Source organism: Nocardia sp. NPDC058480 (genome assembly GCF_042720495.1).
Taxonomy (GTDB): domain Bacteria; phylum Actinomycetota; class Actinomycetes; order Mycobacteriales; family Mycobacteriaceae; genus Nocardia.
In genome coordinates this window covers 65070-80137 of sequence record NZ_JBHXMN010000005.1, presented here as the reverse complement: position 1 = coordinate 80137, position 15068 = coordinate 65070, and the positions used below count along the sequence as shown (strand labels likewise).

Annotated in this window: 13 protein-coding genes; 1 reads left to right on the top strand and 12 read right to left on the bottom strand. The window is 68.2% G+C overall.

Annotated elements, in window-relative coordinates; genetic code table 11:
• Positions 1-40 precede the first annotated feature (40 nt).
• The 6 genes from ACFWO8_RS14570 to ACFWO8_RS14545 form a co-directional block, all read right to left on the bottom strand.
• Entirely contained in the window at positions 41-1216 is a 1176-nt protein-coding gene (locus tag ACFWO8_RS14570; RefSeq protein WP_378949967.1) for a peptide synthetase, read from the bottom strand.
• A gap of 114 nt (positions 1217-1330) precedes the next feature.
• Entirely contained in the window at positions 1331-2374 is a 1044-nt protein-coding gene (locus ACFWO8_RS14565) for an NAD-dependent epimerase/dehydratase family protein (RefSeq protein WP_378949965.1), read from the bottom strand.
• Positions 2371-4029 (bottom strand): fatty acid CoA ligase family protein, encoded by a 1659-nt coding sequence (locus tag ACFWO8_RS14560; protein WP_378949963.1) that lies wholly within the window; start codon positions 4027-4029, stop codon positions 2371-2373. The genes ACFWO8_RS14565 and ACFWO8_RS14560 overlap by 4 nt, the downstream gene beginning before the upstream one ends.
• The gene (locus tag ACFWO8_RS14555; RefSeq protein ID WP_378949961.1) at positions 4026-4925 is read right to left on the bottom strand and encodes a hypothetical protein; all 900 of its coding nucleotides are present in this window, start codon (positions 4923-4925) and stop codon (positions 4026-4028) included. Before ACFWO8_RS14555 ends, ACFWO8_RS14560 begins: the two co-directional genes overlap by 4 nt.
• Before the next feature lie 66 nt (positions 4926-4991).
• Positions 4992-6041, bottom strand: a complete 1050-nt coding sequence (locus ACFWO8_RS14550) for a 3-oxoacyl-ACP synthase III family protein (protein ID WP_378949959.1) — start codon at positions 6039-6041, stop codon at positions 4992-4994.
• Positions 6042-6420: 379 nt separating this feature from the next.
• Positions 6421-7416 carry an MsnO8 family LLM class oxidoreductase gene (locus ACFWO8_RS14545; RefSeq protein WP_378949957.1) on the bottom strand — a complete coding sequence of 332 codons (996 nt, stop codon included), beginning with the start codon at positions 7414-7416 and terminating at the stop codon, positions 6421-6423.
• Between the two features lie 149 nt (positions 7417-7565).
• Between ACFWO8_RS14545 and ACFWO8_RS14540 the strand changes: the two genes are divergently transcribed.
• A complete protein-coding gene (locus tag ACFWO8_RS14540) occupies positions 7566-7964 on the top strand; it encodes a DUF779 domain-containing protein (RefSeq protein ID WP_378949955.1) in 399 nt (132 codons plus the stop codon).
• Between the two features lie 4 nt (positions 7965-7968).
• Here ACFWO8_RS14540 and ACFWO8_RS14535 read toward each other — a convergent pair whose 3' ends face one another.
• The 6 genes from ACFWO8_RS14535 to ACFWO8_RS14510 all read right to left on the bottom strand — a co-directional run bounded on the left by ACFWO8_RS14535 (position 7969) and on the right by ACFWO8_RS14510 (position 15018).
• Positions 7969-9345 carry a hypothetical protein gene (locus ACFWO8_RS14535; protein WP_378949953.1) on the bottom strand — a complete coding sequence of 459 codons (1377 nt, stop codon included), beginning with the start codon at positions 9343-9345 and terminating at the stop codon, positions 7969-7971.
• A 10-nt stretch (positions 9346-9355) separates the two neighbouring features.
• A complete protein-coding gene (locus tag ACFWO8_RS14530; RefSeq protein ID WP_378949951.1) occupies positions 9356-10171 on the bottom strand; it encodes an ABC transporter permease in 816 nt (271 codons plus the stop codon).
• A gap of 29 nt (positions 10172-10200) precedes the next feature.
• Positions 10201-11154, bottom strand: a complete 954-nt coding sequence (locus ACFWO8_RS14525) for an ATP-binding cassette domain-containing protein (RefSeq protein ID WP_378949948.1) — start codon at positions 11152-11154, stop codon at positions 10201-10203.
• Positions 11151-12407 (bottom strand): glycosyltransferase, encoded by a 1257-nt coding sequence (locus ACFWO8_RS14520; protein WP_378949946.1) that lies wholly within the window; start codon positions 12405-12407, stop codon positions 11151-11153. The genes ACFWO8_RS14525 and ACFWO8_RS14520 overlap by 4 nt, the downstream gene beginning before the upstream one ends.
• Positions 12408-12409: 2 nt before the next feature.
• Complete coding sequence (locus ACFWO8_RS14515; protein WP_378949944.1) at positions 12410-13828, bottom strand: condensation domain-containing protein; 1419 nt, start codon at positions 13826-13828, stop codon at positions 12410-12412.
• Positions 13829-14082: 254 nt separating this feature from the next.
• Positions 14083-15018 (bottom strand): hypothetical protein, encoded by a 936-nt coding sequence (locus ACFWO8_RS14510; RefSeq protein WP_378949942.1) that lies wholly within the window; start codon positions 15016-15018, stop codon positions 14083-14085.
• Positions 15019-15068: the final 50 nt, after the last annotated feature.

The following is a 15068-nucleotide window of genomic DNA, read 5'->3' as shown; positions in this document are numbered from 1 at the left end:
CACGATAGTCGCGGTAGCCGTCAATGCGCTGGTACCGGGGTTACCCGGCTAGCTCGAGCATGGCGACGATGCGGTCGAGAAGGGCTTCGAGGCGGGCTTCGATACCGGCACCGTTGCGTGCCGACACGGTCAGGTCGGTGTGGCCGTCGAATTCGGTCAGCCCGAACAGCAGGGGCATGGCGACGCTGTGCTGCGGGAGGACGAACAGCCCGGTCGGACGGAAGCCGGGGACCGCGAGGTCCTCGGCGGTGAAGCGACCCATGTGGGACACGGTGGCGGAGGCCAGGTTTCGGCCGAGGCGGGCACCGAGCCAGTTCGTGGTGCGCAGCACGCCGCGGTTGACCGGGTCGGGCACCAGCGTGATGCGGGTGCTGGCCAGTTGATTCAGCTCGCGCCGTTCGCGCAGTCCCGCCTTGATCTGGTCCTTGATCGCGGTCCAGTCGCGTCCGGGTTCGATATCGAGGAACAGTGGGAGCGCGAGGTTGGCGGTGGAGCGCAGCGTGGGGTCGTGGCGACGCAGGTCGACGGGCATCATGATGCGCGAGGTGCCCGGGGTTTCGGCGGCCAGCAAGGCACAGACCCGGGCCAGCGCGCCGGGACCGGCGGCCTCGATGCGGCGGTGGCGGAGTAGATGCGGTGCGAGGTCGCGGTGCTGTCGACCTCGGCCGACGGCGCTGCGGTAGCGCGGAATCATCGGGGTCGGCCTGCCGGGAGCGCCCACCTTCGCCACGAGTTCCTGGTCGGCGACCGGATCGGGCTGGGGAACGGGATCCTCGCCACGTAGTGCGCGCAGCACGTTCGTCACCCATGCCACCATGCCGATGCCGTCCATCACGCCGTGGAAAACACGGAAGATCAGCGTCGTCGGCGCGCCGGTGAGCAGGAGCACCTCGACGGTGGCATCGGGTGTCGGCCCGATCCCACTGGTGAGGACGGGATCGGCCTCGAGGGCGGGGTAGCTCAGTCGGTGGCCGTCCACCACGCGCACGGCCGGGGCGATCCCGCTGTCGATCCACTCGGCGCCGTGCCGTCGCAGCCGCGCGCCGGGAGTCGCGTCCGCGGCCATGATTACCGCCTGGCGCAATGCCTCCGGGGCGATGTTGCCCGAACCGGGAACCACCAGTTGCATGAGAAAGGGCGGTGCCAGCTCCCGCATGGGGAAGTACATCCGCTCGGTTGTCGACACAGGGCGACGAAATGCCTTGCTGCCGTTCATCTTGAAGCTCCTAGGGGTGTCGGTCGCGAAGGAGGTGGCGCAGCCCTCGACGCAGGTTCGCGGTCCACCGGTATTCCTCGATGGCGAGCGCGACGGTGATCGCGAGTGCGCGAACTACCGGAGGTTCTCGGCGAGGACCTCGATGCCGCCCTGGTCGTCGAGCCACGACAGGAATCCGTTCAACCCGGCATCGCGGTCGATCACCGGCGCGTAGCCGAGATCGCGGCGGGCCGCGCTGGTGTCATAGGTGGCGGTGCGCGTCATCAAAGCGACGGCGTAGCGCGACAATGGCGGTGACCAGCGATTCGCCACAGCCGGTATGCGCCACACGGTTTCGATCGTCGCGACCACGGCGGCGAGTGCACGGGGATTCGGCCGGCGGGTGGGTGCCTGCAGTCCCAGCCGAGTGGCAACCGCACCGAGGAATCCCCAGACATCGGTCTTTTCGGCATCGGCGATGAAGTAGGCCTTGCCGCCCACCGCGTCCGAGGTCACCGCCAGCAGACAGGCGTGAACGATGTTGTCCACGTGACACAGTGAGGCCTCGACGGTGCGGCCGTAGGACAGGTCGGGCAAGGAGCCCGCGGCGGTCCGGTCGAGCAGCCGCACGATCGGCCCCGATCGGTCACCCGCGCCCCAGATCGCCCTCGGCCGCAGCGCCACCGTCGTGAATTCCGGTGTGTCAGCGGCGAGTACGGCACGTTCGGCGGCGGCCTTGGTTTCGGAGTAGTGATTGAGGTAGCGGCTCGGATACGGCAGCGACTCGTCCACGTCGACCTGATCGCCGCCGTCACGTTCCATCAGGGCGCTCGGACTCGAGATGAAGACGAAGCGGCCCGCGCCGGCTCGTCGTGCCGCGTCGAGGAGCAGTTCGGTGGCGCGGACGTTCTCGGTCCAGAAACGGTCCCTGGTGCCGCGTTCGTCGACCCGCGCGGCGCTGTGGATCACCACGTCGATGCCGCTGGCGGCTCTGCTCAGCGAGGCCGCGTCGGCGAGATCGCCGTAGACGAGCGTGACGAGCTCCGCGGCGGGGCCGAGATCGTCGAGAACGCTGGTGCGCCGCACCAGGATCGAGACGTCGTGGGTGCCCTCGGCGATCAGCGCGCGCACGATGGCGCCGCCGAGGAATCCGGACGCACCGGTGACCAGGATCTTCATCGTCGCGAGTCCAGTTTCTTCGTGGCCCAGCGGGCGAGTTGTTCGCGGCCGATCTTGGCGTTGTGCCGGATATCGACGGGGAAGCGCGGATGCACGAGGAACTCCGCGATCGGGGCGATGGTGTCGAATTCGGCTGCACGCGTGCGCAATCGGGTGAGTGCGGCCACGCCATCGGCGCCGGTCTCGAGCTCCACGCACAGAACCGGTCGCTGGGTGCCGGGGGCGCCGACGCCGACCAGTGCCGTGCGCGAGACTCCGGTCACCGCGTTGAAGACCTGTTCGACCTGCACGGTGAACATCGGGCCCTGCGCGGTGGTGATCCGTTGACTCTTGCGCCCGCAGAACCAGATTCGACCCTGCTCGTCGAGCCATCCCAGATCGCCGGTGCGATGCCAGACCTGCTCACCGTCGGTGATCTTGCCCGCGGTATTGGCGTGCGCGGGCCAGTAGTAGCGCGTACTCACATTCGGGCCCGCGACCACGATCTCGCCGACCTCCCCTGCGCCGAGTGGTTCGGTGTCGTCCCAGGTCGCGACCGGGTCATCGGTGATGGCCAGCAGTCGAACCCGCACTCGATCGGTGGGTCGTCCGATACAGGTGCCCTCGCCGCTCTTGGCTCGTTCGACCAGGCCGGCGAGCAACTCCCGCGATTCGATCGTCGACATGGGCAAGGCCTCGGTCGAGCCGTATCCGGCGTAGATCTCCACGTCGGGTCGTAAGACTTCGCGCAATCCGGCGATACACCAGAGCGGAACGGGAGCACCGCCGGAGAAGATGCTGGCCAGCGACTTCACCTCGACCGGATGCGCGCGCAACCGTGCCAGCAGTGGAATGAGGACCGCGGGCGAGGCGAACATGGTGCGCACGCCGAACCGCTGGATCGCATCGACCACGTGTGCCGGATCAGTGGAGCCGACTTTGCTCGGAATCAGCGGTGGCAACACACAGCGCGACCCGAGGAGCAGGTCGAGGACGCCGACCAGTGGCAGTGTCACGAGGGAGGTGTCGGGTGGGGTGTGCCCTCGGGCAGCGTGCACCTGTTCCACCATGGCGGCGAGATTGCCGTGGGTCAGTTCGACGGCTTTGGCGGGACCGGTACTGCCCGTGGTGAAGCCGATGATCAGCAACTCGTCCGGATCGGCGGGCACTCGCTCGGGCAGCGCCTCGGTGGGGGTGCGGCGCCACGAATCCAGCGTCGGTCCACCCCAGAACCAGCGGCGCCCCACAGTGAGCGTGGTGCGGACCCGCCGGAAGCTGCGCGGAAACAGCACCCGCAGGGCGTGCGCCTGCGGGATGCCGATGAACGCCTCCGCTTCGACGGCGCGCAGGCAGTGCACCATCCGGCGCACGCCCATGCCCGGATCGATCACCACCGGCACGGCGCCGATCTTCAACAGCGCGAACAGGATCGCGTACAGCTGTGCGCTGGGCAGCACGAGCACGATGGTGCGGGTGCCGCTGCCTACCCCGGAGCCGGTGAGGTGTTCGGCGATGGCGTCGGACCAGCGATCGAGATCGCGGTAGGAGATGCTGCGGTAGCCGGGTAGCCCGTCGGCAGTATTGCCGTCGGGATGGATGACCGCCTCGCGGTCGGGCTCCTCGCGCGCGAGTTCCCGGAATCGGTCGATGGTCTGCCAGTAGGTCGCCGTCGTCACGCGGTGGTCTCCGCGGGTAGTCGGTACAGCGTCGCGGCGGCGGACGGGCCCGCCCCCGCCGCGACGAACAGCACGTGGGTGTAGCCGGCGAGAGTGCCCGCAGCGTTCGCGCGGGCATAGGCCAGCGGCAGCGCGGCAGTGTGGGGGTCGCCGTCGGCTAGGTCGGGCACCCGCACCGCGTCCTGGTCGATGCCGAGCGCGTCGGCGAGCCGCTTGGGGAAGTGCGGGCTCGGGGTGGAGGCGATCAACGCGACGGAGGCGCCGTCGAGGTCGGCGAGCGCGGACTGCGCGACTTCGGTGGCGACCGTGAGGATTCGGTCCTCGAAGTCGGCGTCGCGTTCGATCGTCATCAGTGTGCGGCCGACGGTGCCCATGGTGGCGGTGTCGACGTAGGCCTGCGCTGCGGGAGTGCCGGGCGCGGTCGCGGTGTGCACCGGGCCGAAGCCTTCGGGGCCGTCTACCTGCTCGAGCAGCAGCGCGGCACCTGCGGTGGCGTAAGGGAATTCGGCGTCAGCGCTGGAGCGGGTCAACGAGGGATGGGTGTCGCCCGCGACGATCAGGACGTGCTCGGTACTGCCGGTAGCCAACACCGAGCCGGCCACCTGCACGGCATTGACGACGCCGACCGCGCCGTTCATCAGGTCGAACGAGAATGTCCGCGAATCGGTCCTGGTGTAGTCGAGCCCGATGCCCGCTGCCTTCTGGATCAGTGCCGACACCGCCGGTTCGACGGTGTTCGAGTCACGGAAGACCCCGGTGTTGATCAGCACGCCGACCTGGTCGGGGCGGACTCCGGCCTGTTCTAGGCACTGCCGGGCGGCGCGCCCGCTGTGCTCGACGACGCTGTTGGTATCGGTCGACCTGCTGGTTCCGGTGGATCGGATACGGATGCCCATGGCGAACCTCAGAACTTCGGGTAGGAGATGGCGGCGGATCGGAGACGGATGCCCATAGCGAAAACCTCAGACCTTCAGGGAGGAGATGGTGGTGGACAGAAAGCCCGCGACTACGCCGGACGCGGCCGGAACCATGAGCAGTTTCGATCCCGCCGCGATGTTGTCGTCGGCGAGCTGATCGTGCAGCACGATGAAATGTGAAGTGGTCGAGGTGTTTCCGTACTTCTCGATCACATTCAGGTCCGGGGGCATCGCGGCACCGAACTCACGGGCACCCACTGCGTTCATATACGGCACAGCGGCCGCGCCGAACTGATGATGGATGATGTAGTCGAACTGCTCACCGGCGAAGTCGCGGCCCTGCTGTTCGAGGAAGTCTCGCTGGGCATCGGGCCAGAGCAGGAACCGTGCTTCGTTGTGCATCTTGCGGTTGTCGGTGTAGAGCGCGACGCCCGAGGACTTGTCGCTCGGCATGCCGAGGCACAGGTGCGAATGCTCTGCGGCGGTGAGCAATTCGATGTAGTGGATCTTGTCGGCGTCGTCGACTGCGCGGTCGAGCACGACCGCGCACCCGGAGTCGCCCACCGACAGCGAGGCGAACTGCAGGTCGTACTTCTCCGTGATCTCGTTCACCGCGGTTTCGGCGATGGGGGTGATCGCCTCACCGCTGACCACCATGCCGTTGCGCACCACACCGGAGCGGATCATCCGGTCGAGAATGTAGGCGCCGGTGAGCATTCCGGCGCACGCGTTGGAGACGTCGAAGGTGATGGCCTGCTCGGCGCCGAGCTCCTTGGCGATCGTCGACGCGAACGAGGGCTCCATGAACATGCGGGTGCCGTCGTTGCTGCGGGTGATCGAACAGGAGATGATCACCTCCAGCTCGCCCGGCGCGTAGCGCGATCGCGCGAGGCAGTCCTGCGCGGCGTTGAGGGCAAGGGTGAACGAATCCTCGAGCGATTCCGGTCGGGTATCGCGCACACGACGTTCTTTGATGCCGGTGATGGCCTCCAGATCGAATGCCGGTGGCGTTTTCAGCCGAGAGATCAATTCGGTGGTGGACAAGATGTTCGACGGAAGATATGCCCCGATGGATTCGAAACGCGAATGCGACACGTGAGCTCCCGGATGCGGTCGAAGAATGGTGGCCCGGACGATTTCTCATCGCCGGTGAAATCGAACCCTACCGGCCTCGTGCACACACGCTGTGCGCAGTGATCTAGCGCACTCGAGTCGATTTCATTTGTGTGACAAAGGGTTACGGTAACGGTGGCAATCCGGGTAGATCACGCATACTGCCAGGAAAAGCGGCCTTCGTGAGCGCGCTGGAAAGGTCAGGCTATCGGTCGCACGGCCGTCGACGCGGCGGTGCTGTGCTGCGTGATGATGCTCGCGTAGTGAGTGACCTCACGATCATTTACGCCGTCGAATGAATTGGCGGACGAGCGGGTTTGTTTTCGGAGCAGAAGTGCTCGCGCGAAATCTGTCGACGGGGCTAACTGTCCAGGCCGATGATGCGGGCCAGCCGCCGGTGCGAATCCAGCCGCGCCGCACGATCGAATGTGCTGGTGTGGACGAGGATTTCGTCGGCGTCGGTGCGGCTCACCAGGTTCTCCAATGCTTCTGCCACCTGGTCCTCGGTGCCGTGGATCTGGTTGCCGAGCGCCTGTTCGAAGAGGTGGCGCTGCCGGTCGGTCATCGTCGCCGGGTCGATCTCCGAGGGTGGGATCAGCGCGGGAAACTCGCCGTGTGTGCGGGAGTAGGCACTCGCCCACGCCTCGGGGAGGAGGAGTCGATGTGCCTGCTGGGTCGAGTCCGCGATCACCACCGTCGCGGAGACGACGACATAAGGTCGTTGGGCTCGACCTGAGGGCTGGAACAGGGCGCGGTACCGCTCGATCGCCGCCACCATGGCCTGGCTGCCCGCGATCGGGGCGATCACCAGGGGTAGCCCGAATCGTGCGGCGCGCTCGGCGCCGGAACCGGTGGCGAGCAGAAACGCGGGGACGTCGGCGCCTTCCGCGGAGCCGGCGTGCACGCCGGCTCTGCCTGTCTCGAAGTAGTCGAGGACCTCGTCGAGGCGCGCGTCGACATCGTCGGCATCGTCGAGACCGTGGCCGAGCGCGCGGCGGACGCCGTCGGTGAATCCGACCGAACGGCCGAGGCCCATGTCGACGCGTCCGGGGAACAGCGAGGCGAGCACGCCGAACTGCTCGGCGACGACGAGTGGCTGATGATTGGGCAGCATCACCCCACCGGTGCCGACGCGGATTCGTGAGGTGGCCGCCGCTACCGCCGCCGCGAGCACGGTCGGCGCGGTTCCGGCGACACCGGGAACGCTGTGATGCTCGGCGACCCAGAACCGGTGGTAGCCCCACTGTTCGGCGAGCACCGCGAAGGCTACGGTCTCGCGCAGGGCGTCTGCGTGGTCCTGCCCGCGCCGTACGCGCGAGCGGTCCAGGATCGAGAAGCGAACCGATTCGAGTGCCATATCAGTACTCAACGCCGGGGACGCGATCCGATTCCGCGGCTGGGAGTGATCTTCGCAAGGTTGGCTCGATACCAACCCTGGACCAACCTTTCGCAACCATAGTGTGCTCCGAGCATGATCACCGTCGAGAAAACTGCGAGGAGCGCACTATGGTTCGACATCCCCACGGCCGCAAGGAAGGGCATCGTCACCGTGCGGTCGAAGCCAGCGATGATGCCCTGCGCGTGCTGCGGCTGCTGCTCGAGATGCACGGCCCCGTGGTGCTGTATCTGGCGCCCGATACCGATGGGCACACACCGATCTGTGTGCGGCGCGGCGAGTTCCGTCCCGGCGCGGGTGACCTCCTCGCCGGGCAGACGGCATGGCACACCGAACTGTGGATGGCGGATCGGTTCCACGTCGGTTTCGACGACATCGATGTCAGGATCGAGGTGCGCAACCGTCCGCAGCGAGGTTCGGCCTCACTGGAGGCGTCGTGCGGATTCCGGTTCGCCCTGCGCATCGAAAAGGTCGAGGACGCAGCCGAATTCGTCGAGGAAGCCTCCTAGTCGCTTACCAGAACCGCGGCGTCAGCCCCCAGTCGGCGAACTCGGCGGCCAGGAGCTCGCGCAGCGCGGCCCGGGTCGGGAAACGGTCGGGGTCACCGCCGGTGACCACGAGTGTCACGGTGTCGTCGTCGCAGGAGAAGGCGAGATTGACGCCGACCTCTACCTGACGGAACAACTCGACCGGGCCGGGATTGACCACCGGGCGCATGATGACGTCGCGCGCGCGGTGCGAGCCGAGGACCGCGATGTTCTGTGCTGTGCGACCCATGTTGGTGCACAAGCATTCCGGCGCCTTGGCGGTCCGGGCGAACTTGTGCAGCACCACCTTCGGCAACAGCATCTGCACCGGTTGCAGGTGCTGGATCGGTGGGATGGTCTCGGGATTGCCGTAGGCCAGGCCCGCCGCTTTGAGCGCGGCGCGGACCGCGGGCAGATCGGCGCGTTCACCCGCGCGGTAGCCGACGCTGATCGGCAGCCCGGTGGTGGCGTTGGCGCGCGGATCGTCGGCCTCGCGCATCGAATGCGGTATGTCGACGCGCACCTCGGCACCGTCGGTGACGCGGCCACTACGACCGAGCAGCCCGACAGCGACGCCGATCAGCAGGCCGTTGGTGGTTCCACCGTGCGCGGCGGCGACGGCATCCCATTCGGCGAGATCGAGCTGGACGATGGACTCGGCGGCCTGCCAGGTGTCGGCATGCGGCAACCGCGGCGCGGCCGGGCGTGGATTGCGAGCCGGTTCGCTGACCCCGCGGGACCGGCGTGCCGCACGCACGCCACGGGCGACGGCGCCGAGCTGGCCGCGGGCATCGGCGAGGTCGGCGGCGAAGCGTCCCGTGCCGGCCACCGGGCCGACGAGCCTGCCCGCGCTGGCGAGGCGGTCGGGTGTCTCACCGCGGTTGAGCCGGTCGAGGGAATCGACGATCGCGTGCATCATGGCGCCGCCGTCGCACGCCACGTGCGAGGCGACCAGGGTGACCACGGTGCCACCGGACTCGGCAGGCGCGCCCGCGAGTTGCCACACCAGTCCGCGCTCGGGGTCGAATTCGACGGCGGCCTGCTCGAGGAACCAGTCGAGAATCCGGTCCTCGGGAATCGGCGTGTCCGACCAGCGCAGCGGCAGCGATTCGGTGGCGGGCTCCCAGTGCGCGCGGGCGATCGGGAAACGGGTGGTGCGGACCCGCCGCGCGATGAACCCGGTCGCCAGATGCGCGTGCCAGTCCGCGAGCAGGTCTCGGCTCAGCACCGTGTCGAAGCGGTAGGCCAGCTGGTTGACCAGGGCGTTCGGGTAGAGAGTGTGCAGTTTGAAGAACAGGTCGTCGTCGGCGGTGATCCGGTTGAGCTCGGTGGTTACCGCGACTGCGGGGGAGATGACAGTCATCTGAGGACTCCTAGCGGGAACGGAGAGTGCGCACCGTCAGCGGCGCGAAGACGGCGACAACGACGACCGAAGCGACCAGTGACCACCAGGCATCGGCGCCGACGGTGCCGTCCGCGGCGAGGGTGCGCACCGCGGAGACCAGGTAGGACACCGGGTTCAGGTCGGAGACGTGCTGCATCCAGGTGGGCATGGATTCCTCGGGTACCAGGGCATTGGAGGCGAAGCCGAGGAAGGTGAGCACCAGCATGGACATGCCCTGCACGGCGGCGGGGCGGGCGATGGTGGCACCGATGAACGCGAACAGCCAACTGATCGCGGTGGTCGCGAACACGACCAGCACCGCACCGGCCAGGAATCCGGCGGTGTGCTCGGGCCGGTAGCCCATACAGAACCCGACGATCACGACGGTGGTCGCCGCGATCAGGTAGCGCACCGCCCCGGCCAGCAATGCTCCGGCTACCGGGGCGGATCGGGCGATCGGCATGGCGACGAAACGGTCGAAGACCCCCGAGTGGATGTCCTCGGACAGCTGCACGCCGGTGGCGACCGAGGACGTGAGCACGATCTGGACGAGCACGCCGGGGATCATGATCGGCAGGTACGCCGCCATGCTGCCCGCGATGGCGGTGCCGAAGATGCTGCCGAACAGCACCGGGCCGACGATCGGCAGCAGGAGGGCGTCGTAGAGCAGTTGCGGGCTGTGCCGGAAGGTGAGCAGTCCGCGCCACGCCATCATCAGCGAATGACGCAGCGCCGCAAGTGGGCTGACGCGGGTCACGCGTGGCTTGCGCACCACTTGCTTCGGCGTCTCGGTGGTGAGAGTCATGGTCGTACTCGAACTTTCGCGAAAGGTCGTCATGCCGCGTCCACGGTGCGCGCGTGTCCGGTCAGCGACAGGAACACCTCGTTGAGATCGGGCCGGTCCACCGCGAAACCGCGCAGGGTGATGCCCTCGTCGCGGCAGGCGGCGACGATGTCGGCGCCGCGCGCGACATCGTGCAAGGTGACCGTCAACGTCCCCGTCGACGAACCTTCCGGCACTTCGCCGGTGATCTCCTGGATCAGCGCCTCGGCCCGGCGCAGGTCGGCGGTGTCGGGGATGTCCAGGCGCAGCACCTGCTCGCCGATGGAGGACTTGAGTTCGGCAGGTGTGCCGTCGGCGACGAGCGTGCCACGGTCGATGACCGCGATCCGGTCGGCGAGTGCGTCGGCTTCCTCGAGGTACTGGGTGGTGAGCAGTACGGTGGCGCCGCGGGCGACCAGTCCGCGCACGATGCCCCACATGCGGTCGCGGGTATGCGGATCGAGGCCGGTGGTCGGCTCGTCGAGGAAGATCAGCGGCGGCACCGTGATCAGCGTCGCGGCCAGATCGAGGCGACGTCGCATGCCGCCGGAGAACGCGCTGACGCTGCGGCGCGCGACGGCCGAGAGCTCGAACTCCTCCAGGAGTTCATCGGCCCGGCCGGCGGCAGCACGCCGCGACAGACCGAGCAGCCGGCCGAACAGGCGCAAATTCTCACCGGCGGTGAGGGTTTCGTCGACGGAGGCGTACTGACCGGTGAGGCCGATCATCGAGCGCACCGCGGTCGCCTCGCGCACGATGTCGTAACCGAACACCTCGGCGCTGCCCCGATCCGGTCGCATCAGCGTCGCGAGCATGCGGACGGTGGTGGTCTTGCCCGCGCCGTTGGGGCCGAGCATCGCGAACACCGATCCGGCCGCGATACTGAGGTCGACGCTGCCGACGGCGGTGAAATCGCCGTAGGACTTACCGAGTCCGCTGGTGCGGACGGCGATTTCGGTGCTCACCGCAGCCTCCCGGCATGGATGGAAACAGGAGTCGGGAACGACAGGGGGACAAGGGATTCCACCTCGTCGGCCGCACGTGCCACCCCGGTTTCCGCGAACCGGCCCGCATAGTCGGCTGCCCGCGACACCACGTTCGGGTCGGCGACTCGGTCGAGCAGGGTGGTGAGCTCGGTCTCGGTGAGATCGGCGGCGCGCACGGTGCCTGCCAGGCCGAGCCGTGCCAGCGCCCTGCCCCAGTACGGCTGGTCGGCCTGGATCGCGCAGATCACCTGTGGGACACCGGCTCTCAGCGCGGCGGCGGTGGTGCCCGCGCCGCCGTGGTGTACCGCGGCCAGACAACGCGGGAAGACCGACGCATGGTCGACTTGCTCGACGACAGCCATCTCAGGGGACTGGACGGGGTCGATGCCCGCCCACCCCGCGGCCAGCAGCAGCCTGCGCCCGCGGCGTGCGCAGACCGTACGCAACATCGCCACCAGCGCGGCCGGATCGTCGACCGCCATCGAACCGAAGCCGACATAGATCGGTGCCGAACCGGCGCCGAGCCAGGCGGCCAGCGCGGGATCGGGTGGAGCGCTGAGGAATCCGTCGGCATCGACGGCGAATCCGGTCACCGGGTGTCGATCCGGTAGCTCGGCGGCCAGTCCGGGAAACAGGTCGACGTCGTAGGCCTGGATCGAAACCCGGTCGGGCAGCCGATGTTCGACGATCCCGAACTCCGAGAGCGGCTGTTCCAGCGCGGCATCACGTGCCCAGCGCAGGCCCGACCAGATCCGCCGGTTGAGTGCCCCGGGAATCCGGTCGCCCCACGCGGTGGGCACGACCGGCACCGACCGGTTCGGATGGATCGGAAAGAAGTGCACTGCTGCTAGGGGCAATCCGACGCGCCGCGCGGCCTTCTCGGCCGCTTCCTCGCCTGCCATCCCTGTCACGAGCACATCGTGACCAGGTGCGAGAACCAGCAGGTCACGCACCGCCTCGACGACCCCGCGCCGCTGCAGATCCAGCACCGCACGCACCCGCTGACGCGGGTTCGGACTACGGAAACGGTGATCGTCGTGCTGGGTGCGCAGCAGCTCGGCGCTGTCGCGGCCGAAACCGACGGCGGCGATGCCGTGCGCGGTGGCGAAGTCGACGAGATTGGGGGACAGCGCGAGCGTCACCGAGTGCCCGCGAGCCAGCAGCTCGCGGGCCAGGAGAATGCCGGGCTGGGCGTCGCCCCGGCTCCCGGTGAAGGCCAGCAGTGCACGCATTCTCAGCCCGCGCTCAGTGCTGCCGCGGTGTCGGTGACCGGTGTGGTCTCGACGGGGACCAGGGTCACCGCGTACATGGCCCTGGCGAACTCGGTGAGGAAGCGTTCCATCACCTCACCGGGCAGGCCTGCGGGGTGCCGGGTGGAGACGTAGAGGCCGTCGGGGCCGCGCACCACCCAGAAGTACACCTCTTCGGTGGAGTACGACACCGCGCGCAAGGTGCGTCCACGCAGGTCGGCGACCAATTCGTAGTCGGGCAGCATGCGGATGTCGAGGAAGGAGGCACCGTAGGTCGGGCCCTCCACCGCGCCGACCATCGCCAGGGACCGGCCCCAGGATGCGTCGTTGCACAGGTGGGCACGCTTGAGCGAGGCGCGGGTCTCGTGCAGCGCGACGGTCATGTCCGCGCCGGGGGGCAGGGTGACGTCGACCGGGACGACATTGACGAACCAGCCCATCGACTCGAGCCAGGTGAGGTCGGGCCGGGTCGCGATCGGCATGACCGTGCGGAACCGGTCGTCGCCGAAGGTCTCCCGGGAGGCCATCGCCAGCGCGGCGAACACGGTCACCGAAAGCCGGTGCTTGAGCCGATCGAGCGCCGCCTCGATTTCCTCGAGCTGTTCGATGCCGATGAGCGTGCGCGAGACGCTGGGCTGGGCGTGCTCACCGTCGAGGACGGCGACCTGGTCGGCACCGAAGCGGGGCATGGGCGAGCCCGGTGCGCCGAGGAATTCGCGCCAGACCGCGACGGCGGGGGAGTCGAGGTCGAGTTCCTCGGCGGCCGCGCGCTCGATCACGGCGTAGTCGGCCGGGCTGCCGAAGGTGGCCGAGTCGCGGATCTCCCCGCCGGTGGTGACCGCGGTGTAGAGGGTGCGGAGCTCGAGGATGAGCACGGCTTGGGAGTAGGCATCGAGCACCGAGTGGTCGGCGCCGACCAGGACGGTGAAATCGTCGGTGTCGTGGGCTACCGTGGCCACCAGCAGGTGCGGCCACGTCAACCCCGACAGACGCAATTCCAGTGCGTCGCAGAGGTATTCGTTGATGTCGTCGCCGTCGGAGAGATCGGTGACCGCGGCGCCGGTGATACCGACTGTGCCGGGGGCGGTGGTCACGCGGTGGTAGCCGCCGTCACCGGTGGGGGCGACGGTGGTGCGGAAACCCTCGTGGCGGTCGTGCCACAGTCGCAGGGTGGTGGCCCAGGCGTCGGCGTCGAGGGGGGCATCCATCTCGAAGATGGTGCCGATCCAGCGGCCGCGGCCCGGCCGGGCGTCCTCGGGATCGAGGAAGCCGAGGTACTGCTCGTGGACGCTCGCGAGGGGACGCTCGTCGTCGCGCCAGGCGTCGGCGGAGGTGAGTTCGGGGGTCCAGATCACCAGGTCGCCGCAGCGGATCCGGAATTCGGAGAGATGGGTGTATTCCATGGCGGGTCACCTCATGGGAGTGCAAGCCGAGAACGGCGCGAAGGGGATTCGGTGATCGCGGGCGCGTCACCGGGTGTTGCTCTGGATCCCGCACCGGATGTAGCTGGCGAACCCTGGGCTATCCCGAGTCTATAACTCTGAGAGTTTTCTGAAATATTACTTCTTCACAACTGGGAGGTGTGAAGAAGCTCACTTTCAAATTTGTTCCGGATCACAACCTAAACCAGGTGCCCCTGGAGTAATGGGGTTTTAGTTCAGATCAGCGAGCTGAACTCGGTCAGGACCGTGCCGTGCCGGACGACGCCCGACAGACCAGGCAGTTCGGTCCGCGGTGACCACGTGCGGAACCCGTCGTAGCTGTCGCTGAAGTAGTAGCGGCCCTCGGTATAGGCGTCGAGGTAGATGCGATGCCCGCCGTCGGGGAGGCGGACGACCGACTGGCCCTCCCGTGGGCCACCCCAGCCTGCCCAGTCGCCTGTCGCGATGTCGCGGTACGGCCCGACGGGCCGGTCGGCGACGGCGAGTTCGATCAGCTTGGTGTCCTCGTTCTTCACGAAGGCGAACAGGCGGCCGTCCAGGCGGACGAGCGTGGTGTCGATATGGCCGAGCGAGCCGGGCCGGGCGGGACCGAGTCCGAGCATGGGCACCGGCGGCGCCCAGGTGGTGAGCCCGGCATCGAGTGGGATGAGGAGATGCGGGGTGAAACCGTGCCCCCAGGTCAGCGACACGATGATGGCGACCCGCCCCGCCGCGTCGGCGTACCACTCCGGCGCCCACGCGCCTTCGAGCCCGCCCGCCACCAGCATCGGCACATTGCCGAGGAACGTCCAGGTGATCCGATCACGGCTGCGGGCCAGGCCGATCGCGGTGGCGTCACCGGCGATCGTGTAGGTGAGGTAGTAGTGACCGTCGGTGTGCAGCAGCACGCTCGGATCGCGGACCAGGCCGACCGGCGGCGAGTAGGCGTGCTCGCTGACCGGGGTGAAGTCGGTGCCGTCGGTGGATTCGTAGACCGCGAGGGTGGAATCGCTGTCGGTGCGGAAGGCGGTCATCGTGTAGCGGACCGGGGTGCGGTTCGGGTCGACGCCGACTCCCGGACCGAGCGAGGGCTGCGCGCGGGCCGTGCCCGCCGCCAGCGGGAGTCCGGCCAGGAGTGTGAGTGCTGATCGGCGGCTCACCGTGATCGCCATGAGCTGGGATTATCCGGGCGTATCCGCACTGCTCGGAGTAGGCGCGCCGT